This window comes from Streptacidiphilus sp. EB129 (assembly GCF_041262645.1).
Taxonomy (GTDB): Bacteria; Actinomycetota; Actinomycetes; order Streptomycetales; family Streptomycetaceae; genus Streptacidiphilus.
The window spans coordinates 62,124-83,426 of sequence record NZ_JBGCCS010000024.1 but is presented as its reverse complement, the minus strand read 5'-3'; the positions used below and the strand labels follow the sequence as shown (position 1 = coordinate 83,426).

21 protein-coding genes are annotated in these 21,303 nt (G+C 72.1%); 13 read left to right on the top strand and 8 right to left on the bottom strand.

Translation table 11 applies throughout. From position 1 onward, the window contains the following. Positions 1 to 36: 36 nt before the first annotated feature. Genes ABH925_RS26065 through ABH925_RS26055 form a run of 3 tightly spaced genes read left to right on the top strand, consistent with a single transcriptional unit; the run spans position 37 to position 2,329 of the window. Positions 37 to 441, top strand: coding sequence for a GntR family transcriptional regulator (locus ABH925_RS26065; RefSeq protein ID WP_370151352.1), 405 nt, complete (start codon positions 37 to 39; stop codon positions 439 to 441). Next, entirely contained in the window at positions 438 to 1,337 is a 900-nt protein-coding gene (locus ABH925_RS26060; RefSeq protein WP_370151351.1) for an ABC transporter ATP-binding protein, read from the top strand. The genes ABH925_RS26065 and ABH925_RS26060 overlap by 4 nt, the downstream gene beginning before the upstream one ends. Beyond that, complete coding sequence (locus ABH925_RS26055; RefSeq protein WP_370151350.1) at positions 1,334 to 2,329, top strand: ABC transporter permease subunit; 996 nt, start codon at positions 1,334 to 1,336, stop codon at positions 2,327 to 2,329. The genes ABH925_RS26060 and ABH925_RS26055 overlap by 4 nt, the downstream gene beginning before the upstream one ends. An 89-nt stretch (positions 2,330 to 2,418) precedes the next feature. On the opposite strand, the gene ABH925_RS26050 is transcribed toward ABH925_RS26055, so the two are convergent. The 3 genes from ABH925_RS26050 to ABH925_RS26040 are packed head-to-tail and all read right to left on the bottom strand — an operon-like array spanning position 2,419 to position 4,629. Beyond that, positions 2,419 to 3,282, bottom strand: a complete 864-nt coding sequence (locus ABH925_RS26050) for an ABC transporter permease (protein WP_370151349.1) — start codon at positions 3,280 to 3,282, stop codon at positions 2,419 to 2,421. Then, positions 3,242 to 4,126, bottom strand: a complete 885-nt coding sequence (locus ABH925_RS26045) for an ATP-binding cassette domain-containing protein (protein WP_370151404.1) — start codon at positions 4,124 to 4,126, stop codon at positions 3,242 to 3,244. The genes ABH925_RS26050 and ABH925_RS26045 overlap by 41 nt, the downstream gene beginning before the upstream one ends. Positions 4,127 to 4,173: 47 nt before the next feature. Beyond that, on the bottom strand, positions 4,174 to 4,629 hold the full coding sequence (locus tag ABH925_RS26040) for a MarR family winged helix-turn-helix transcriptional regulator (protein WP_370151348.1): 456 nt from the start codon (positions 4,627 to 4,629) through the stop codon (positions 4,174 to 4,176). A 187-nt stretch (positions 4,630 to 4,816) separates the two neighbouring features. Between ABH925_RS26040 and ABH925_RS26035 the strand changes: the two genes are divergently transcribed. Both ABH925_RS26035 and ABH925_RS26030 read left to right on the top strand, forming a co-directional pair. After that, positions 4,817 to 5,884, top strand: a complete 1,068-nt coding sequence (locus ABH925_RS26035; protein ID WP_370151347.1) for a serine protease — start codon at positions 4,817 to 4,819, stop codon at positions 5,882 to 5,884. Between the two features lie 131 nt (positions 5,885 to 6,015). Then, on the top strand, positions 6,016 to 7,377 hold the full coding sequence (locus tag ABH925_RS26030; protein WP_370151346.1) for an FAD-dependent oxidoreductase: 1,362 nt from the start codon (positions 6,016 to 6,018) through the stop codon (positions 7,375 to 7,377). A gap of 183 nt (positions 7,378 to 7,560) precedes the next feature. Here ABH925_RS26030 and ppk2 read toward each other — a convergent pair whose 3' ends face one another. Further along, on the bottom strand, positions 7,561 to 8,436 hold the full coding sequence (gene ppk2 / locus ABH925_RS26025; RefSeq protein WP_370151345.1) for a polyphosphate kinase 2: 876 nt from the start codon (positions 8,434 to 8,436) through the stop codon (positions 7,561 to 7,563). Between the two features lie 118 nt (positions 8,437 to 8,554). On the opposite strand from ppk2, the gene ABH925_RS26020 reads away from it, so the two are divergent. The 5 genes from ABH925_RS26020 to ABH925_RS26000 all read left to right on the top strand — a co-directional run bounded on the left by ABH925_RS26020 (position 8,555) and on the right by ABH925_RS26000 (position 13,253). Continuing rightward, positions 8,555 to 9,334: a peptidyl-tRNA hydrolase gene (locus tag ABH925_RS26020; RefSeq protein ID WP_370151344.1), complete on the top strand. Its 780-nt coding sequence runs from the start codon at positions 8,555 to 8,557 to the stop codon at positions 9,332 to 9,334. A gap of 71 nt (positions 9,335 to 9,405) precedes the next feature. Then, the gene (locus ABH925_RS26015) at positions 9,406 to 9,981 is read left to right on the top strand and encodes a transglycosylase family protein (RefSeq protein WP_370151343.1); all 576 of its coding nucleotides are present in this window, start codon (positions 9,406 to 9,408) and stop codon (positions 9,979 to 9,981) included. Between the two features lie 701 nt (positions 9,982 to 10,682). Further along, on the top strand, positions 10,683 to 11,699 hold the full coding sequence (locus tag ABH925_RS26010) for a hypothetical protein (protein WP_370151342.1): 1,017 nt from the start codon (positions 10,683 to 10,685) through the stop codon (positions 11,697 to 11,699). A gap of 96 nt (positions 11,700 to 11,795) precedes the next feature. Next, a complete protein-coding gene (locus tag ABH925_RS26005; protein WP_370151341.1) occupies positions 11,796 to 12,329 on the top strand; it encodes a hypothetical protein in 534 nt (177 codons plus the stop codon). 72 nt (positions 12,330 to 12,401) lie between these two features. Further along, positions 12,402 to 13,253, top strand: coding sequence for a TIGR02452 family protein (locus ABH925_RS26000; RefSeq protein WP_370151340.1), 852 nt, complete (start codon positions 12,402 to 12,404; stop codon positions 13,251 to 13,253). 27 nt (positions 13,254 to 13,280) lie between these two features. Here ABH925_RS26000 and ABH925_RS25995 read toward each other — a convergent pair whose 3' ends face one another. After that, positions 13,281 to 15,098 carry an ABC transporter ATP-binding protein gene (locus ABH925_RS25995; protein WP_370151339.1) on the bottom strand — a complete coding sequence of 606 codons (1,818 nt, stop codon included), beginning with the start codon at positions 15,096 to 15,098 and terminating at the stop codon, positions 13,281 to 13,283. 191 nt (positions 15,099 to 15,289) lie between these two features. On the opposite strand from ABH925_RS25995, the gene ABH925_RS25990 reads away from it, so the two are divergent. The 3 genes from ABH925_RS25990 to ABH925_RS25980 all read left to right on the top strand — a co-directional run bounded on the left by ABH925_RS25990 (position 15,290) and on the right by ABH925_RS25980 (position 19,508). Then, positions 15,290 to 16,615: a glutamine synthetase gene (locus ABH925_RS25990; RefSeq protein WP_370151337.1), complete on the top strand. Its 1,326-nt coding sequence runs from the start codon at positions 15,290 to 15,292 to the stop codon at positions 16,613 to 16,615. Between the two features lie 19 nt (positions 16,616 to 16,634). Next, positions 16,635 to 17,744: an amidohydrolase family protein gene (locus tag ABH925_RS25985; RefSeq protein ID WP_370151336.1), complete on the top strand. Its 1,110-nt coding sequence runs from the start codon at positions 16,635 to 16,637 to the stop codon at positions 17,742 to 17,744. A 135-nt stretch (positions 17,745 to 17,879) separates the two neighbouring features. Then, on the top strand, positions 17,880 to 19,508 hold the full coding sequence (locus tag ABH925_RS25980) for an APC family permease (RefSeq protein ID WP_370151335.1): 1,629 nt from the start codon (positions 17,880 to 17,882) through the stop codon (positions 19,506 to 19,508). A gap of 43 nt (positions 19,509 to 19,551) precedes the next feature. Here ABH925_RS25980 and ABH925_RS25975 read toward each other — a convergent pair whose 3' ends face one another. The 3 genes from ABH925_RS25975 to ABH925_RS25965 all read right to left on the bottom strand — a co-directional run bounded on the left by ABH925_RS25975 (position 19,552) and on the right by ABH925_RS25965 (position 21,174). Then, a complete protein-coding gene (locus ABH925_RS25975) occupies positions 19,552 to 20,130 on the bottom strand; it encodes a TetR/AcrR family transcriptional regulator (RefSeq protein ID WP_370151334.1) in 579 nt (192 codons plus the stop codon). Between the two features lie 212 nt (positions 20,131 to 20,342). Then, the gene (locus tag ABH925_RS25970) at positions 20,343 to 20,981 is read right to left on the bottom strand and encodes a VOC family protein (protein ID WP_370151333.1); all 639 of its coding nucleotides are present in this window, start codon (positions 20,979 to 20,981) and stop codon (positions 20,343 to 20,345) included. 10 nt (positions 20,982 to 20,991) lie between these two features. Beyond that, the gene (locus ABH925_RS25965; protein ID WP_370151332.1) at positions 20,992 to 21,174 is read right to left on the bottom strand and encodes a hypothetical protein; all 183 of its coding nucleotides are present in this window, start codon (positions 21,172 to 21,174) and stop codon (positions 20,992 to 20,994) included. Between the last annotated feature and the right edge of the window lie 129 nt (positions 21,175 to 21,303).

Genomic DNA, 21,303 nt, shown 5'->3' with positions numbered 1-21,303 from the left:
TCGCAGTGCCAGAGTTCTATAGTGCTAGGAAGCTAGATGAATGAGGTCACGGTGATCGAGTTTCACGTCGAGGCCAGATCCGGCGTCTCGCCCTACCTGCAGTTGGTCCACCAGGTACGGCAGGCCCTGCGACTCGGCCTGCTGTCCGAGGGGGACCGCCTGCCGACGGTCAAGGACGTCGCGGCCAAGGTCGCGATCAACCCCAACACCGTGCTCAAGGCCTACCGGCAGTTGGAGAACGAGGGCCTGGTCTCGCCCAAGCCCGGGGTCGGCACGTTCGTGACCGGCACGCTCGGTGACACCGCCGTGTCGGAGCACGAGCCACTGCGCCAGGAGCTTCGGCAGTGGCTGGCCAGGGCCCGGGGCGTCGGCCTGGACGAGGAGAGCATCGAGGCCCTGTTCCTGACGACCTTTCGCAGCGCCACCGAAGAGGAGAGATGACCGCGATTCTGGAAGCCCGAGGTCTGGGCAAACGCTACGGCCGCCGACAGGCGCTGTCCGACTGCACCGTGAGCGTGCCGACCGGCCGGGTCGTCGGGCTGGTCGGTCCCAACGGGGCCGGCAAGTCGACCCTGTTGCAACTCGCCTGCGGCATGCTCACCCCCACCTCCGGGACCATCGAAGTCCTCGGCGAACGTCCCGGATCCAGCCCGGCCCTGATGGCCAGGGTCGGATTCGTCGCCCAGGACACCCCCACCTACGCCGCGCTGACGATCGCCGACCACCTGCGGCTGGGGGCCAGGCTCAACCCCAGCTGGGACCGGCAGTTCGCCGAGCGCCGGATCAACGATCTGGGCCTCGAGCCCGCCCAGCGCGCCGGCAAGCTCTCCGGCGGGCAGCGCGCCCAGCTGGCGCTGACCCTCGCCGTGGCCAAGCGGCCCAACCTGCTGATCCTCGACGAGCCGGTCGCCGCCCTGGACCCGCTGGCCCGGCGCGGCTTCCTGCAGAGCCTGATGGAGTTCGTGGCCGAGGACGGCGCCACCGTCGTCCTCTCCTCGCACCTGGTCACCGACCTGGAACGGGTCTGCGACCACCTGATCGTGCTCGTCGGCTCCCGGGTGCAGGCCGTCGGTGACATCGACGACCTGCTGGCCACCCACTTCCGGCTGACCTCGGCCCGCCGCTCCGCCGAGTCCCTGCCCGAGGGGATGGAGGTCATCCAGGCCGACCACACCGACCGCCAGAGCACCTTCGTCGTCCGTTCCGCCACCGCGATCCACGATCCCTCCTGGACCCTGGAGCCGCTCAACCTGGAGGACCTGGTCCTCACCTACATGACCCAGGCAGCTGCCGGCTCCCGGACCGACACCCGCCCCGCACTGGAGACACAGCGATGATCTGGCTGACCTGGCGTCAATCCCGCGCCCAGATAACGGCGGTACTCGCCGCCCTGGCCGTGGTCGCGATCTACCTCGCGACCACCGGCACGCAGTTGCACAACGCCTACCACAACGCCCTCACCGCCTGCGGGAACGGCGGCTGCGGCTCCTCCATCTCGCAGCTGACCGACCAGTACAAGCTCCCCTACTACCTCGCCGGCGGCCTGCTGCTGCTCCTGCCCGGCGTGATCGGGGCCTTCTGGGGCGCACCGCTGATCGCCCGCGAACTGGAGACCGGCACCCACCGGCTGGTCTGGAACCAGAGCATCACCCGCGCCCGCTGGCTCACCGTCAAGCTGCTGTTCGTCGGCCTGGCCACGGTCGCCGCCAACGGTCTGCTCAGCCTGCTGGTGTCCTGGTGGTCCGTCCCGCTCGACCAGATCAACCAGAACCGGTTCACCCCCCTGCTGTTCGACGTCCGGGGTGTCGTCCCGCTCGGCTACGCCGCGTTCGCGTTCACCCTCGGCGCCTGCGCGGGGCTGTTCATCCGCCGCAGCCTGCCCGCGGTGGCCGCCACGCTGCTGGTGTTCGCCGCCGTCCAGTTCCTCATGCCGCTGGCCGTCCGGCCGCACCTGGAGGCACCGGTCCGCACCGACATCGCGCTCAACGCCGAGGCCGTCAACTCCGCCAACCTCCTGGGAACCACCGGCAAGGGACCCGACGCCCCGCTGGTGGCGAACCTGACCGTGCCCAACGCCTGGGTCGTGTCCGGCACCACCCCCGTGCTCAACTCCGCCGGACACCAGGTCAACAACAAGGACATCTGCGCGTCGGGATCCCAGTCCAGGTGGTCCAGTTGCGTCGCGTCGGCCGGTCTGAAGGTACCGGTGTCCTACCAGCCCGGCGACCGCTACTGGACCTTCCAGTGGTACGAGACGGCGATCTACCTCGCCCTGTCCGCGGGCCTGGCCTGGCTCTGCTCCTGGCGCCTGCTCCGCCGCCTGGCCTGACCGGCGAGCATCGTCCCGACGAGGGGTGTGGCCGAAGCCAACGCAACTGGCTTCGGCCACACCCCGACTCTACGGCCACCCGCCGGGCGTTACTTCGCCAGCCGGCCCAGCAGGGAGGAGGCGGCGGCGATGCCCAGCGCGGCCGCCACGACCAGGACGGTCATGTCGGTCAGCAGATGCGCCGGGCTGCCGAGCAGCAGTCCGCGCAGTGCGTCGACCTGGTAGCTCAGCGGGTTGGCCTTGCTGACGGCCTGCAGCCAGCCGGGCATGATCGAGACCGGGTAGAGCGCACTGGAGCTGAAGAACAACGGCATGGTGATGGCCTGGCCGATGCCCATCAGCCGGTCGCGGGTCAGCACGATCCCGGCGATGGTCATCGACAGGCAGGAGAAGAACGCCCCGCCGAGCACCACCACCGCGGCCACGGCGATCAGCTTCAGCGGGTTCCAGGTCATGCCCACGCCGAGGACCGCGGCGAAGACCACCACCACCAGGGCCTGGATCACCGCCTTCACCCCGGCCGCGAAGGCCTTGCCGGTGACCAGGGCGGCCCGCGGCGTCGGGGTGACCAGCAGTTTGGTGAGGACGCCGGAGTCCCGCTCCCAGATGATCATGATGCCGTAGAAGATGGCGATGAACATCGCGGACTGGGCGATGATGCCGGGCGCCAGGAAGTCCAGGTACGGGGTTCCGCCGGTGGGGATGGCGTGGATCCGGTTGAAGGTCTCGCCGAAGATCAGCAGCCACAGCGCCGGCTGCACCGCGCGGGTGTAGAGCTCGGTGCGGTCGTGGCGCAGCTTCTGCAGCTCCACCGCGCACATCGCGCCGACCCGGGCCGGCAGCACCCGCCACCGGCTGCGCGGCTGCGGCGGGACCAGCAGCAGCTTCAGCACCGGCGGTGGACCGGCGGCCTCAGCCGACGCGACTGGCGGTGTTGCGGGTACGACGGACATCGCGGAAGCTCTCCCCTTCATCCTGGCCGTTGGCGGCAGTGCCCTGCAGGCCACTGCCGGCGTGGTGGCGGAACACGTCCTCCAGCGTCGGGGCGGCCGGCTCGCCGGCGCCCTGCGGCTGCTGCGCCCTGAGCTGTTCCATCAGGTCGGCCTTCAGGCGCTCGGGGGTACCGACGGCGCGGATCCGGCCTCGGTGCATCAGCGCGACCCGGTCGCAGTAGTGCTCCGCCTCGTCCATGTAGTGGGTGGTGACCAGCACGGTCATCCCGGTGGCCCGGCGGATCTCGCCGATCCGGTCCCAGACGCTGGTGCGCGCGATCGGGTCCAGGCCGATCGTCGGCTCGTCCAGGATCAGCAGCCGGGGCGCGCTGACCAGTGCCTGGGCCAGCTCCAGCCGGCGGATCATGCCGCCGGAGAAGGTCCCGGCGAGCCGGTCCGCGGCCTCGGTGAGCGACACCGCCGCCAGCGCCTCGGCGACCCGCTCGGCCCGCTCCCGGCGCGGGACGTCGAAGACCCGCGCGAACAGGGCGACGTTCTCCCGTCCGGTCAGCCCGGCGTCGGCGGACAGCTGCTGCGGCACGTAGCCCAGCAGCCGGCGCACGGCCATCTTCTCGACGGCGGTGTCATGGCCGAAGACGTGGATCATCCCGGCCGGCACCGGCAGCAGCGTGGTGACGGCGCGGATCGCCGTGGTCTTGCCCGCCCCGTTCGGTCCGAGCAGGCCGAAGACCTCCCCGGCCCGGACGGTCAGGTCCATGCCGTCCACAGCCCTGGTCGCGCCGAAGGAGTAGCTGAGTCCGGTGCACCGGACCGCCGCCGTCCCGTCCTGATCGCCGCTGCTCATACCGTCCCCAATCACGACGTCGACCCCGCTCACGACGTGGTCCCCGCTCATGGCGCCTCCAGGTCCGCGTGCAGGCCGGCGGCGAGCCTGCGCAACGAGGGCAGCGCGGCGGCGATGGCCGCCTGGTCCTCCGGGGCGAGTCCGGCGACCTGCTCACGGACCAGGGCGCTGCGCCGGGCGTCCCAGTCGCCGAGCCGGGTGACCGCCTCCCGGGTGACGGTGAGCCGGACCGCCCGACGGTCCTGCGGATCCGGCTCGCGGGTCAGCAGGCCGACCGAGACCAGCTGGTTGACCAGTGTGGAGACGGAGTTCCCGGCGAGGTGCAGTTCCCTGGCCGCGCCGGAGACCCCGATCCCGGGCTGCGCCAGGACCAGCCGCAACAGCTCCACCTGCGCCCCACGCAGGCGGGGCCCGGCCAGATCCCGGCGCAGTCGGCGGCGGATCAACCGTTGCACGCCGACCAGGACTTCGGCCACATCCTCGACCGGCTCCTGATTACCCATACGGTCATTTTAGCTCTCAGTAAGAGGTATCTGTCGAGGGTGCACAGAACACATTCCCGGGACTCATGAAGCTCTCAGGAACCTCCCACAGCTCCTTCACGGCCCGCTCGCATCATCGCTAGCAGGCAATCGGCACCGCTCATCCCTCGGAGCGTGCCTTTTCTGCCTTTGGGGTAAGGAGCGCTACATGCCAGACGCCGAATCAGGGACGGAAGTTGAGCCAGGGGCCCGTACGGCCCGCCTCGCCACGCGGCGTCGGATCGCGGCCGGCGTGTCCCTGGCGGTGCTGCTGGGCACCGGCAGCTTCGTCGCGGCGACCACCGCGGGCGGGGTGAGCGCGAGCCGGCTGCTGCGGGCGGTGGACGCCTCCTCCAGCGAGCCGATCCCCTCCGCGACCGCGAAGCCGACCGCCTCGGCGCGGAGCAGCAGGAGCCCGTCCGCCGCGAAGGGCTCCAGCGGCACCGGCGCCATGGTCAGGCCGTCCGCGACGGCCCCGGCGGCGGTGCCCTCCGGCCCGGTCGCCGGCACCGGCACCGGCCCGGCCCCCGCCTCGGCCGCACCGGCCGCGAAGGTCGACGCGCCGCCGACCACCCCCGACGGGCAGACCCTCACCCTGGCGCAGGACCAGCAGCCCAGCCAGGTCGGCGCGGTGTTCCAGGGCAGTCTCGCGTCCGGCCACAACTGCACCGCCAGCGTGGTGGACAGCCCGGCCGGCGACATGATCGTGACCGCCGCGCACTGCCTGGCCGGCGGCTCGGGCAGCGCCACGTTCGTCCCCGCCTACCGGGACGGCAGCGCCCCGTACGGCGAGTGGCAGATCTCACAAGTGCTGGAGGACTCCGCCTGGACCGGCAGCCAGAACCCGGACGACGACGTGGCCTTCGCCCTGGTGAAGCCGCTGAACGGACGGACTCTGGAGTCCGTCGTCGGCGCGTACAGCCTGGACACCGCGGGGACCAGCAGCGCCCAGGTCCAGATCACCGGCTACCCGGGCACCACGAACGAGCCGATCAGCTGCACCGGGGCGAGCTCGGCGTTCAGCGCCACCCAGCTCACCGTCTACTGCACCGGCTACACCGACGGCACCAGCGGCAGCGGCTGGATATCGGACTACAACCCGACCACCGGGTCCGGGGCCGTGATGGGCGTGATCGGCGGCTACCAGACCGGCGGCGACACCCCGGACGTCTCCTACACCGCGCTCTTCGGCTCCGGCGTCCAGGCCCTCTACGACCAGGCCGTGGCCGTGGGCTGAGCGGCTCCGCAGCCGCATTCTGTGATGATCGCCACACTCTCCGCCGCAGCTCAGGCGGGCAACGGCGGCAGGCCGCCGACCTGCGTCGGTTACTGTCGATCATTCCAGGTGTTGCTGAAAGGAAGCCCTTCATGCCTCGACAGCTGCGGGTCGCGATCGTGGGAGCCGGCCCCGCCGGGATCTACGCCGCCGACGCTCTGATGAAGTCCGACGCCGCCCAGGACCCCGGCGTCTCCATCGACCTGTTCGAGCGCATGCCGGCCCCCTTCGGTCTGATCCGCTACGGCGTGGCCCCGGACCACCCCCGGATCAAGGGCATCGTCACCGCCCTGCACCAGGTCCTGGACAAGCCGCAGATCCGCCTGTTCGGCAACGTCGACTACCCGGGCGACATCAGCCTGGACGACCTGCACCAGTTCTACGACGCCGTAATCTTCTCCACCGGCGCCAGCGCCGACCGCGCGCTCGACATACCCGGGATCGAGTTCGACGGCTCCTACGGCGCCGCCGACTTCGTCTCCTGGTTCGACGGCCACCCCGACGTGCCGCGCGAGTGGCCGCTGGACGCGGAGAAGGTCGCCGTCCTGGGCGTCGGCAACGTCGCCCTCGACGTGGCCCGGATCCTCGCCAAGACCGCGGACGAGCTGCTGCCCACCGAGATCCCGCCGAACGTCTACGACGGGCTGGCCGCGAACAAGGTCGTCGAGGTGCACGTCTTCGGACGGCGCGGCCCGGCCCAGGCGAAGTTCAGCCCGATGGAGCTGCGCGAGCTGGACCACTCGCCCACCATCGAGGTCATCGTCAACCCCGAGGACATCGACTACGACGACGGCAGCATCGCCACCCGGCGCGCCAGCAAGCAGGCCGACATGGTCGCCTCGACCCTGGAGAACTGGGCGATCCGCGATGTCGGCGACCGCCCGCACAAGCTGTTCCTGCACTTCTTCGAGTCCCCCACCGAGGTCCTCGGCGAGGACGGCCGAGTGGTCGGCCTGCGCACCGAGCGCACCCGGCTGGACGGGACCGGCAATGTCGTCGGCACCGGCGAGTTCCACGACTGGGACGTGCAGTCGGTCTACCGCGCGGTCGGCTACCTGTCCGAGGAACTGCCGAAGCTGCCGTTCGACACCCTGGCCGGAACCGTCCCGCACCAGGCCGGGCGGGTCGTCGAGGGCGACGAGCAGCTGCCCTCGACCTACGTCACCGGCTGGATCAAGCGCGGTCCGGTGGGCCTGATCGGACACACCAAGGGCGACGCCAACGAGACGGTCGCCAACCTGCTCGCCGACCACCGGGCCGGCCTGCTGCGCACCCCGTCCGCGCCCGAGGAGGACGCGGTGACCGCGTTCCTCGCGGAGCACGGCGTCCGCTACACCACCTGGGACGGCTGGTACGCGCTGGACGCGGCCGAGCGCGCGCGGGGCGAGGCCGAGGGCCGCGAGCGGGTGAAGATCGTGCCGCGCGAGGAGATGCTTCGCGCGAGCGGCGTCTGAGCGGCACACGCCAACAGCGCGGGGCCCGGCCGCATCGGCCGGGCCCCGTGACGTGCGACGGGTGCGCCGCCCGTCAGAACAGCGAGTGCTGCTCCTCCCGCGCCGGACGGCGACGACCCGCGAGCCGGCACTGGCAGCGGGCCGCGCCGCCGACGGAACGCCCCGTCCGCGCGGACGCCGCAGCTACCCGTCGATGATCTGTGCGGCGTGATCGGGGACGTAGAGCTGCTCGTCGCGCGGGGGCCGCTGGTAGCCGCGTGGGGCCGGACGCTTCGGGAAGGACAGCGGCTCGCTCGGGACCGCGTGGTAGGGGACGGCGGAGAGCAGGTGCGCGATCATGTTGATCCGGGCCCGCCGCTTGTCCTCGCTCTCGACCACGTGCCAGCGTGCCTCCGGGATGTCGGTGTGCACGAACATCTCGTCCTTGGCCCGGGAGTAGTCCTCCCAACGGGTGATGGACTCCAGGTCCATGGTGGAGAGCTTCCAGCGGCGCATCGGATCGTCGCGCCGGGCCCGGAACCGCCGCTCCTGCTCGGTGTCGCTCACCGAGAACCAGTACTTGAGCAGATGCACGCCGTCCTCGACCAGCATCCGCTCGAAGATGGGGCACTGGTGCAGGAAACGGTGGTACTCGTCCTGGGTGCAGAAGCCCATGACCCGCTCGACTCCGGCCCGGTTGTACCAGCTGCGGTCGAACAGCACGATCTCACCTGCGGCGGGCAACTGCTCCACGTAGCGCTGGAAGTACCACTGACCGCGCTGCCGTTCGGTCGGCGCGGGCAGGGCGGCGATCCGGGCGACGCGCGGGCTGAGGTACTCGGAGACCCGCTTGATCGCACCGCCCTTGCCCGCCGCGTCCCGGCCCTCGAAGACCACCACGACCCGGGCGCCGGTGCTGCGGACCCACTCCTGCAGCACCACCAACTCCCCCTGCAGCCGTTCGAGTTCCTGCTCGTAGGGCTTGCGTGGAAGCTTGGCGGGGGCCTGCTCGGCCGCGTCGCCGGCGGGCTTCTTCGACGTACCACCGTGTTGCTTGCCGGTTTTGTGCTTGTCCGTCACCTGTCGCGACCCCTCGTTCTCCCGACGCTGTCCCGTCACGGTACGGCCTGGCGGCCCGCGACGCCTCCGGGCCCCGACTCCGGGCCCCGCCGACCGTGTCCGAGGGGGCTGGCAGACTGTGACGGTGACCAGCAGCAATCCTTTCGTCGACCGCGCGGACGACCGCGACGCCGCGCCCCAGTTCGTGCTCCCGCTCCTGGTGCGGATCGAACGCAACGACCCGCCCGCCCACACCGACGCCCTGGAGACGGCGGCCCGCGCGGTGCTGGCGCTGCTCTCCGACGAACGCTCCGGCTCGCGCCCCGCCACCGGCACGGACGGCGCGGACGCGGACGGCGGGGAGGTCGACGGCGGTGAGGTCGACGGCGAGTGGGCCCAGGCCGTCCGGGACTGGCAGGACGCCCGGATCCGAAAGGTCGTCCGGCGTGCGCGCGGCTCGGAGTGGCTGCGGGCCGCCGAACTCCCGGGGATCACCCTCACCGGCAAGTCCGCCGAAGTACGGGTGTTCCCGCCGGTGCCGCTGGACGGCTGGCCGCGCGAGCTGGTGAAGCTGCAGGTGTCCGGCACCGAGCTGACCGATCCTGAGCCGCCCGCCGAGCCCGACCCCGGCGTCCCGGTGCTATGGCTGAATCCCGACCCCGCCGTCGCGATGTCGACCGGCAAGGCCATGGCGCAGGCCGGGCACGGCGCGCAGCTGGCCTGGTGGGCGCTGTCCGACGCGGACCGCGCGGCCTGGCGCGACGCCGGCTTCCCGCTCGCGGTACGGACCGCGCCTGTCGAGCGCTGGGCCGAACTCACCGCCTCGGGGCTGCCGCTGGTCCGCGACGCGGGCTTCACCGAGATCGCGCCGGGCTCGTGCACGGTCGTCGCCGAACACCCCGCCCTGCGCGGCCGGTGACCGCTGCGGAAACCTCGCGGAGGACCTCACCGGCCGCCGGGCGCAGACCTCGGCGGGACTTTGGCAGGACTTTGGCAGGGCCCCGGTGGGGACCTTGGTCCCCACCGGGGCTCAGACCACCGCAGAGCGGCGGCGACTGGGCGGCGAACACCGGCAACGGCTTCTCCGGCGGCCTGCAGTTCACCCCGTCCACCTGGGCGGCCTTCGGCGGCACCCAGTACGCCGCCAGCGCGGACCAGGCCAGCCAGGGCCGGCAGATCGCCGTCACCGAGAACGTCCTGGCCGCCCAGGGCCCCGGCGCCCGGCCGACCTGCGGCGCCACGGCCGGCCTGACCGCCGGCGGCAGCCCCGCCACCGTCGACACCACCAGCACAGCCGGCACCACCCCGAGCAGCAACACCACCAGCGGCGGCGCCGCCGACGCCCCGGCCGCGCCTGCCACCACCTCCCCGGTCACCACCGCGGCGGCTGCCGCCCCCGCCACCGCGAAGGCCTCCGCCGGCAGCTACACCGTCCGGGCCGGCGACACCCTCAGTGCCATCGCCGCGGCCCACGGCACCAGCGTGGACGCCCTGTTCACGGCCAACCACGCCACCATCGGCGGCAACCCGAACCTGATCCTGCCCGGCCAGACCCTCAGCATCTGACCGGTACCACCGCCCGGCCGGACCACCGTCCGACCAGCACCGGCACCTGACGCTCAGTCAGTATTTCGCCCCACCCGACCGGCCGGCTCCTCAGGAGCCGGCCGGTCGTCGTGCGTGTGGCGACACCGGTCCATGGCGGACCGCGGCAGGTCGAACGCGAAACAATCCCCAGCGGAATCCCACCGTTCGCACGGCGCCCACCCGCCCGCCTTTCGGTGTACATGCCGATGTTTCCCGGCGCGCCACCCCCGCGACCTCGGGGTCTACCCCTCCTCGGCCCGCAGGAATTCCGGAAATCTCCCGGGGAAATAGCACGAGCTACGCGCGTAGGAATGCCCGGGCAAATGCCGGCAGATGCGGAACGGAGCCATCCAGTCCTGTCGAGGGAATTCCAGTAATAATCGGGAATTATTGGAGCCCGGACTGCCACAGCAGCCCCCAGCAGGGAACACGATGGCCGAGAACCACCCTCTTGACCCCGATCTGAGCCCTGGCTACGTTCTCATCCAGCAGAAACCACTTGGTGTGGTGGCACATAGTGCCGCCAATGCCGTGAAGGTCCTGTGAACCATTCCCGCTCAGGTTCAGCGCTATCCGGAAATACCGGGCACGGCACCCCCACCCGCCCAGCACACCCCGCCGGGCTCCGCCGGGCCCCACCGCACCGCCCCGTCGACAGACCCCACTCGAAGGGCACTACGTTGCTGCGTTCCGTCACCGCCGGCCGTTCCTCCCGCTACCGCAAGGCGGCTCTCGTCGCCGCCTCCGCCGCCGCGCTCGCCACGTCCGGCCTGCTGGCCGCCGCCCCGGCCAACGCGACCACCCCGCTCAGCCACCACATGCGCACCCACGGTGCGCACGCCAACGCCGCGGCCGCCGCGTCCGGCAACAACCTGGCGTACGGCGGCGGGAACGTCGTCACCCACCCGACGGTCTACATCGTCTACTGGGGCAACCAGTGGGGCACCGGCTCCACGGTGACGAACGACGCCTCCGGCGAGGCGAAGCTGCAACTGTCCTTCTTCCAGCACGCCTACGGCAGTGGCGACAGCTTCACCAACTCGCAGACGCAGTACTGCGAGGGCGTCGCGGTCGGCACCACGCAGTGCAACGGCGCCGGCACGGCGGTCGGCCACCCGGCCGCGAACCCCGTCGGCGGCACCTGGCTCGACAGCTCCGCCAAGACCTCGCGCACCCCCTCCGACGCCGCCATCGCGGCCGAAGCCGTCAAGGCCGCCGCGCACTTCGGCGTCTCCGGCGACAACGTCCAGATCATCGTCGACGTCCCGCACGGCTCCGTGCCCAGCGGCTTCAAGACCCAGTACTGCGCCTGGCACGACCACACCACCACCGCGTCCGGCGCCGACCTGCCCTACACCAACTTCCCCTACATCACCGACGCCGGGTCCGGCTGCGGCGCCAACTTCGTCGCCACCGGCAGCAGCGGCGTGAGCGGCGCGACCGAGGGCGTCACCATCGTCGGCGGTCACGAGTACGCCGAGACCCTGACCGACCCGGCGCCCAGCAGCGGCTGGGTCGACTCGACCGGTGCCGAGACCGGCGACAAGTGCGCCTGGATCTCCAGCGGCCAGGGTGCCTCCTCGATCACCTCGCTGAACGGCACCAACTACGCCGTCCAGTCGCTGTGGAGCAACAACTTCAGCGGTGGCGCCGGAGGGTGCGTCACCTCCTACACCAGTGCGAGCAACCAGCACTGACCGAAAGTCCGGTCACACCGAACCGCTGCCGCGGTCCCCGGGTCGTCCCCAGGGGTCGCGGCAGCACCCGCTCCAGCCCCGCGCGAAGGGTCCCCCGTGACGCCGTCCACCCCCGCCGCAGCCGCCGCCCGCCGCCCGCGTCCCTTCTTGGGACATCGCAGCCCGACACCTCGCAGCCGGACGCATCGCAGCCGGTCCCGCCGCTCGGCGTCGGTCCTGGTCCTGCTCGCGGTCGCGGCCCTGACCGCGGGCTGTTCGGGCGGTGGGTCCGACGTCACCGCGGCGGCCGCCACGACGCCGCCACCGGCCTGCAAGCCGCCGGCGCCGGCCGTACTCCCGCACTCCGCCGGGACCCTGGACCAGACCTCCACCGGAGCGTTCTGCCTGCCCGTGGGCCAGAGCATCGACGTCTTCCTCACCGCGCCGAACACCACCGCCCCGCAGAGCGACCGGTGGGCCGAGGTCGCCAGTTCGGACTCCGCCGTGCTCAGCCCCGGCAACACCGGCGTGCTGACCGCGCCGCTCGGGGTCACCCCGGGCGTCTTCGTCGGCGCCGTGCCCGGCACCTCGGTCCTCAGTAGCCACTCCCCGGACGGCAGGGCCTGGCAGGTGACCGTGGTGGTGCGCTGAGCACGGAACTCGCCCGCCCGGCGCCGGAATTGCGCTCGACCGAGCCGCCGCGACGTTCTAGCCTGCGGGCCTATGAGTACCAGGATGCGTGATATCGCGACCCTCAACGAGCAGATCGCCGCCGAGGGGCACTACCGGACCGAGGACGGCACCGAGGTCTCGATCCGGACCGCGCTGGACGCCGCGGCGGCCGGGACCCGCTGCCACCAGCCGGACGACCGGCTCGACCCGCCCGCGGCGGCGATCACGACGGGCACGACCGGCGCGGCGGACGGGGCGGCGACAAGCTTCGAGGTGACGGCGGAGTCCAGTCTGCAGGCGGCGCGGCGGATGTGCGGGGGCGGTCCCGGCGAGGTCGCGGTGCTGAACTTCGCCTCCGCGCGCAACCCCGGCGGCGGCTACCTGGGCGGCGCGAAGGCCCAGGAGGAGGACCTGTGCCGGCAGGCGCTGCTGTACTCCTGCCTGATCCAGGCGCCCGAGTACTACGAGGCGCACCGGGCCAGCACCAACCTCCTCTACAGCGACCGGGTGATCTGGTCTCCTCGGGTGCCGGTGCACCGGGGCGACGACGGACGGCTGCTGGCGGAGCCCTGCCCGGTCTCCTTCCTGACCTCGCCCGCCCCCAACGCCGGCCAGGTGCTCCGCCGCGACCCGGATGCGGGCGACCGGATCCGCGCGGCGCTGCGCCGCAGGGCCGGCCGGGTGCTGGCCGTCGCGGCGCACCACGGCGTCCGGCGGCTGGTGCTCGGCGCCTGGGGATGCGGGGTGTTCCGCAACGATCCGACGGAGGTGGCGGCGGCCTTCCGGCAGCAGTTGCGGCCCGGCGGCCGGTACGGCACCGCCTTCGACGAGGTGGTCTTCGCCGTCTGGGACCGCGCCACCCCGTCCGCGAACCGGGCCGCCTTCGCCGACGCTTTCGGCTGACCGGTGCGCCCGCCGCGGCCCGGGCGGTCAGGGCGCGGCGGTGACCAGCGTGCCGTCGCGGGAGACCAGTGCGGCGTAGTGGCCGCCGAGGGCCAGCAGCTCGTCGTGCGTGCCGCGTTCGGCGACCCGGCCCCGCTCCAGGACGACGATCTGGTCGGCGTCGCGGACGGTGGAGAGCCGGTGCGCGATGGTGATCGTGGTACGTCCGGCGGAGAGGTGGTCCAGGGCCTGCTGGACGGCCTGTTCGGTCTGGGTGTCCAGGGCGCTGGTCGCCTCGTCCAGGACCAGTACCGGCGGGTCGCGCAGGATGGTGCGGGCGATGGCCAGGCGCTGCTTCTCGCCGCCGGAGAACCGGTAGCCGCGCTCGCCGACCATGGTGTCGTAGCCGTCCGGGAGGGCGGCGATGTGATCGTGGATCTGCGCCGCCCGCGCGGCGGCGTACAACTCCTCGTCGGTCGCGTCCGGCTTGGCGAAGCGCAGGTTGTCGGCGACGGAGGCGTGGAACAGGTAGGTCTCCTGGGAGACCACGCCGACCGCGTCGGCCAGCGCCTCGAAGGCGAGGTCGCGCACGTCGACCCCGTCGATGCTGACCTGACCGTGCGTCACGTCGTAGAGCCGGGGCACCAGGTAGCTGAGGGTGGTCTTGCCGGAGCCGGTCTCGCCGACCACGGCCAGGCTGCTGCCGGCCGGCACGGTCAGGTCGATGCCCTCCAGCGTGGGGCGGGCCTGGGCCGGGTCGTAGCGGAAGCCGACGTCGTGGAAGCGGACCTCGCCGCGCCGCTCCCGTACCGGCAGTGCCCGGGCGTCGGGGCGTTCGGTGATGTCCGGGACCAGGTCGAGGTACTCGAAGATGCGCTGGAACAGCGCCAGCGAGACCTGGACCGACACGCCCACCTGGAGCAGTTGCACGGTGGGCCGGAACAGGTTCTGCTGCAGCGTGGTGAAGGCCACCAGAGTGCCGATGGACACCGTGGCGCCGCCGCTGCCGGCCAGTCCGGCGGCCCAGTAGATCACCGCGGGCATGGCCGCCATCACGATCTGGATGGTCGACTGGCGCCAGCGGCCGGCCATGTCCGCCCGGACCTCCAGCTCCGCCAGCGCGTCGGACTCGCCCGCGAAGTCGGCGCTGAGCGCGCGCGAGCGGCCCATGGTGCGGCCGAGCAGGATGCCGCTGACCGAGAGCGACTCCTGCATGATCGAGGAGATGGCCGCCAGCTGCTTCTGCCGTTCCGTGGCGATCTTGCGGCGCTCGTTGCCGACCCGGCGGCTGATCCAGACGAACAGCGGGAGCAGCAGCAGCGAGACCACGGTCAGCCGCCAGTCCAGCGCGACCATGGCGATCACGGTGGCGATGACGGTGGTGAGGTTGGAGACCAGCGAGGTGGCGGTGCTGGTGACGGTGGACTGCATGCCGCCGATGTCGTTGGCGATCCGGGACTGCACCTCGCCGGTGCGGGTGCGGGTGAAGAAGGCCAGCGGCATCCGCTGCAGATGGGCGTACACGCCGGTGCGCAGGTCGTGCATGACCCGCTGCCCGACGCTGGTGCTCAGGTAGGTCTGCAGGACGTTGAACACCGAGTTGGCGACGGCGATCGCGATCATGCCGAGCGCGAGCAGGCTGAGCAGCCCGGTACGGCGCTGCGGGATCGCGTCGTCCAGGATCGCCCGCAGCAGGAACGGCGAGGCGACCGAGACCAGCGAGGACAGGCCGACGAACACCCCGACGGCGAGCAGCTTGCCGCGGTACGGGTGGAACAGGCGCAGGATGCGGCGCCACTGGGCGGGCCGGCGGGGTGTGCCGGCGTCGCGGGTGGGGGGTGTCCAGTCAGGTCCTGGCGCTCTCATGGGCGACTCCGGAAGGCAGGCGACGGATGGTCGGTGGCAGGCCGACACGAGCAGAACACTCGCACGGCGCACCTTTATTCCAGCTAATAATGAGCTTAGCTCCCTAATCAACGCAAGTCCTTTCCCGCGCACTCGGAACCACCCGCGCGGGGTCTTACGCCCCACGCGCCCGCCGGGAGACGATGGCGGGCATGGATGACGAGGAGGCCGCGCAGGCCCGGCTGACGGCCGCGCGGCTGAGCGCCGAGGGCGTCGTCGGACTGGCGCTGAGCTGGGTGGACAACGCCGGCATCGCCCGGATGAAGGCGGTGCCGCTGCGGCGGCTGACCGAGGCGGTACGGCTCGGCGTGGGCATGTCGCCGGTCTTCGACGTCTTCCTGGTCGACGACTCCGTCACCACCAGCAGGCTGCTCGGCGGACCGGGCGGTGATCTTCGGCTCTTCCCCGACCTCGACCGCGCCGTGCCCCTGGCCGCCCAGCCCGGCTGGGCCTGGGCCCCGGCCGACCGCTACCGGCAGGACGGCACCCCACACCCGGCCTGCCAGCGCCGGTTCGCCAAGCGGATGGCCGACCGGGCCCTGTCGCGCGGGCTGACCTTCCAGGCCGCCTACGAGGTGGAGTGGGTGGTGCAGACGCCGGACGGCAGCAGCCCCACCGACGGCCCCGCCTACGGGCTGCACCGGTTCACCGACCTGTCCGACTACCTGCGCGACGTCCTGCAGGCCCTGGAGGAGCAGCAGTTGGACGTCCAGCAGATCCATCCGGAGTATGCCGCAGGGCAGTTCGAGGTGTCCATCGCGGCCGAGGACCCGGTCGGCGCGGCGGACAGCACGGTCCTGGTCCGGCAGACGATCCGCGCGGTCTCGGCGCGGCACGGCCTGCGGGCCTCGTTCGCCCCCTCGGTCCAGGCCGGAAGCGTGGGCAACGGCGCCCATCTGCACCTCAGCGCCTGGCGCGACGACGTCAACCTGATGTCCGGCGGCGACGGCCGGCACGGGCTCGGCAAGGAGGGCGAGGCCTTCCTCGGCGGTGTGCTGGCGGCCCTGCCCGCGCTGCTCGCACTGGGCGCGCCGGGCGTGGCCAGCTACCTGCGGCTGGTGCCCTCGCACTGGGCCGGGGCGTACCAGTGCTGGGGCCTGGAGAACCGGGAGGCGGCACTGCGGCTGATCGCCGGATCACGGCCGGCCGCCAACGCCGAGGTGAAGTGCTTCGACGGCGCGGCCAACCCCTACCTGGCCGTCGGCGGAGTGATCGCGGCCGGACTCGCGGGCGTCGACTCCGGTGCGACGCTGCCGCCGGAGGTCGAGGGCGACCCCGCACTGCTGGACTCCCCGCCACCGCGCCTGCCGCAGTCGCTGGCTGACGCACTGTCAGCCTATGAGCGGTCCGAGCTGCTGGCCGACGCGCTCGGCGAGACGCTCTTCGAGGCGGTGCGCGCGGTCCGGCAGGCCGAGGTCGAACTGTTCGCGGGCCAGAGCGCGGAGCAGATCAGCGCCGCCACCCGCTGGCGCTACTGAGCAGCGGAGGCCAGGACCCATGCGGCTGATCGACCAGCACTGCCACAGTGTCGTCCACGACGACCTCCCGGACCCGGCCTTCGCCTCGCTGCTCACCGAGTCGGACCGGCCCCCCGCGGACGGCACCAGCCCCTGGGACAGCTCCCTCGGCCTCGCCGTCCGCCGCTGGTGCCCACCGCTGCTGGACCTGGACCCCTACCCCTCCCCGGGCGACTACCTGGACCGGCGACGGGAGTTGGGGCCGGCCGAGAGCACCCGCCGGCTGCTGCGCGGCGCGGGTCTGGAGACCTGCTGCATCGACACCGGCCTCGACACGGCGGCCGGTGCGGCCCTGCTGTCGCTGGACGGCTTCGCGACCGCCTCCGGATCGGCGGTGCGCGAGGTGGTCCGGCTGGAGCAGATCGCCGAGCAGGCCTCGCCCGGAAGCAGCGCCGCGACCTGGGCCGGCCAGGTCGACGCCGCGCTCGCGGCGGCGGTTCGGGACCGCCGGGCCGTCGCGGTCAAGTCCGTCCTCGCCTACCGGCACGGCCTGGACATCACCGCCACCCGCCCGGCCCCGGCCGAGGTCGCCAATGCCGCGAGCGAGTACCTGAGCGCAGCGGAACGGCACGGTTCGCTGCGCCTCGACCATCCGGTACTGCTGCGCCACCTGCTCTGGACGGCGGTCGACCTCGGCCTGCCGATCCAGCTGCACACCGGCTTCGGCGACCCTGACCTCACCCTGCACCGGGCCGACCCCTCGCTGCTGACCGACTTCGTCCGCGCGGTCGAACCCCACGGTGTCCCGCTGGTGCTGCTGCACTGCTACCCCTACCACCGCCAGGCGGCGTGGCTGGCGCAGTCCTTTCCGCACGTGTACTGCGACCTCGGGCTGACCCTCGGTCATACCGGGCTCGGAGCCAGGCCGGTGCTGGCCGAGACCCTCGAACTGGCCCCCTACGGCAAGGTGCTGTTCTCCACGGACGCCTTCGGCCTGCCCGAGCTGTACGTGGTCGGCGTGGCCGCCTTCCGTGACGCCGTCGCCGCCTGGACCGCCGCCCTGCACGCGACCGGCTGCCCGGCCCCCGACAGCGACCGCCTGGCCGCACTCATCGGCGCCGACAACTCCAGGCGACTGTACGGACTCTGAGATCACGTCATCAGCAGCCGTCAGCCACGGCGCCCGTGCCGTACGGATGTTCGGGCACCGCGGTCGCGCCCCTTACGCCGGTGCGCCACCGCGGGGACACTCGAAACGCGTGCACCGACGGAAGGGACCCCTGGCATGGCCGACTCCACCCTGACCGCACCCACCGACCGCTCACCGGAGACCGGCCTGCGCCGGACCCTCAACGTCTGGCAGGCGGTGGGCCTGTCGATGGCCCTGATGGCGCCCAGCATGGCGGTCAACATCAACCCGCAGGCGGCGGCGCCGAGCGTGGGCAGAGCAGTCCCGCTGGCGTTCCTGATCGCCGCCGTCGGCGTGCTGCTGGTGGCGTACGTCTTCGTCCGGCTGTGCCAGTACTACCACCATGCGGGCTCCGTGTACGCGTTCGTCGGCGCGACCCTCGGGCCGCGTACCGGCGTGGTGGCCGGCTGGGGGCTGGTCGGCACGTACCTCTTCTACGGCGTCACCACCTCCTCCGTGGTGGGCATCTTCGGCATGTCCTTCCTGCAGCGCACCGGCCTGTGGTCGAACCCGCCCACGGACGCGCCCTTCATCCTCACCGGCGTGGTGCTGGTGCTCGCCTGCTGGCTGACCGTGGCATCAGTCAGGCGCGGCACCAACGTGCTGCTGACGGTGGAGGGCGCGACCGTCGCACTGATCCTGACCGTCAGCGCGGTGGTACTGGTACGGCTGCTGCTGGGCAACGCACCGGCCGGGCACCGGTTCACCCTGTCGGTGTTCTCGGTGCCGCCGGGCACCGCGCCCTCCGCGCTGTTCCTGGGGGTGGTCTTCGGCTTCCTGTCCTTCGCCGGCTTCGAGGCCGCCTCGACCCTCGGCGAGGAGTCGCTGAACCCGGGCCGGGACATCCCCCGGGCGATTCTCGGCACCACCCTGTTCGGCGGGGCCTTCTTCGTCGTGGTGACCGCCGTCGAGATGATGGGCTTCGGGCCCGACAAATCCGGCGTGGCCGCGTTCGGCACCTCGTCTTCGCTGATCGGCGACCTCGGCACCGGCTACCTCAGCTCCTGGGTCGGCGATCTGGTCACCCTGGGCGCCACCGTGAGCGCCTTCGGCTGCTGCCTGGCCTGTACGGTCGGCTCGGCACGGCTGCTGTTCGCGATGAGCAGGGACGGCTTCGGCGACCGCGGCCTGGGCCGGGTCTCCGGCCTGGGCACCCCGGCCCGCTCGGCGGTACTGGTCAGCGTGTCGATGGCGGCGGTGGTGGGGCTGTGCGTGGGCGCGTTCTCGGCCGTCCCCGAGGACACCTTCGTCTGGGGCGGCACCATCGGGACGCTCATCCTGCTGGTCGCCTACGGGCTGACGACCGTCGGGGCGATCCGGCTGATCTTCGTCCAGCGTCGGATGCCGGTGCCGATGTGGCAGGTCGTCATCCCGCTCGCGGCCCTGGCACTGCTGGGCTACACCCTCTACCGCAATGTGGTGCCCTATCCGGCGTCCGGCCCGGGGCACTGGTTCCCGGTCGTATCGGGCGGCTGGCTGCTGGCCGCCGTGGTCGCGGTGCTGGCGGCACCGGGCACGGCCCGGCGGCTTGGGCGCAGGCTCACCGAGACGGAGAGCCTGCACACCGACCAGCCGCACCGGCACGGCGCGGGCACCGAGGCTGCGGGCACCGACACCGCGGGCACCACCGCCGTGGGCATCGACGCGGCGAGCGCCGACGTCGCCGGCCCCGACCGGACGGACGCCGACGACGCGGACACCGGGCCCGCACCGAGCGGGGCCTGACCAGCCGTCATCCCGCCCGGCCAGCCGTCAGCCCGGCCGGGCGTCAGCCGCCGAGCCGGGCCACCTCCAGCTCGATGGCCTCCTCCAGCAGCCCCCGGGCATGCTCCAGCGGGATGGAGCCGCTGAGCCAGCGCACGCTCAGTCCCTCCAGCAACGCCGTCAGTCGCTCGGCCGCCGCGGCGTGGGCGGGCGCCGGAGCGGTGGGCCGGACCCGTCCCATCAGCTCGGCGATCTCCTGCACCCACTCCAGCGTGGCCTTGGCCAGGTCGTCCCGCAGGTCCGGCTCGAAGACCGCGCTGGCGCGCAGCTCTCCCCAGGCCGTGCTGTTCTCGCGCACGTTCGGGATGTCCTGGAGTTCCAGCAGCAGGGTCTGCTCCAGCTCCGCCCGGGCGTCCAGCGGCGGCGCACCGGGGGCCCGCTCGGTGGTGTAGCGCTCGGCGCGTTCGCTGATGAACTCCAGCGTCCGGCGCAGGATCCCCGCACGGTCGGTGAAGTGGTAGTAGATCAGCGAGGTCGACACCCCCGCTTCGGCTGCGAGTTCCTCCACGCGGAGGCCACGGACGCCACGGCGCGCGATGACCCGCGTGGCGGCTTGCAGGATTGCTGTTCGACGGTCTGCCACAGCGGCACCCTACCGTGCCCGAGCAGCTCGGAAAGACACCTTCCTGTCTGAATTTTCAGCCACTCGACCCGGTCCCCATCGACCCCCGTTCACCGCGGGAGGGCAGCTTCGGGTCGCCGACGACCGAAATCATCGACTGAAAGTTCAGTAAACGCGGACCCGGACCGCCCACGCCCGGTCCCGGACCGGGGCCGGGCGGGTTCCCGTACCTGCTACTCGACGGTGACCGGGCCCCTGGCGGTCTCGAAGGCCACCGCGACCAGCCCGGGTTCCTCGTCGTCCGCCCAGGTCACGTCGGTCTGGTCGAGCGGATGATCGGCCGGCTCGCCCAGGAAGTCGGAGATCACCTTGGAGTCGCCGGCGATGGTCAGCCCGGTGATCCTGGTGGTGGTACGGGGCTGGGCCGAGGGGATCTCCGCCGGCTCGACCAACCACTGCAGGAAGTACGGCAGTTGCGGATCCTCCATCAGCTCCAGCAGGCCCAGCTGCTTCCAGCGCAGGTCGAACCCGTCCGGCCGGACCCGGTGCCCCTCGGCCGCCGGGCGGCCCAGCCGGGTCTCGACCGGGCCGATGTCGTCGACCGAGACCACCCAGCCCAGCCAGCCTCCGCCCTCCTCGGCCCGCTTCGCCACGGCCCGTCCGAACGGGGCCCGGTCGGCAGCGGGGTGGTCGAGAGTGGTCACCACCTCGACGTAGGTGCCGCCGGCCAGCGGGAGCACGAAGTTCCTGGTGCCGAAGCGTGGGTGCACGCCGCCGTCCATGAAGGCCGCGCCCAACGCGGAGCCGAGGCGCTGGACGGTGTCGACGAAGCTGTTCCGTCCTACCGCGTAGGAGACGTGGTCGAGTCGCATACGACCATCATCACCCGTGCTCCCGCTCGTCCCCCGCAGCGACACCGCCGCAGCGCTCGGCGAGGTCGTGCAGCGCGTCGTAGAGATCCGGATGCTGGATCTCGTCGATCAGGTGGTCCTGCTCCGGATCGCCGCTCGTGGGGATCCCCTGCACCGCGGGGCTGTGGGCGTCCGCGTACTGCTGTGCGTTCATGAGGCACTTCTCCTGGACCGTCGTCTACCCGTATAGACCGTCTACCCGTTTAGACGTATGGACGCGCTGGTTGGTTCGCTGTCGCCGCCCCGTAGAAGGGGGTGGCTCCGAGTGGCGATTGCGTCGCTC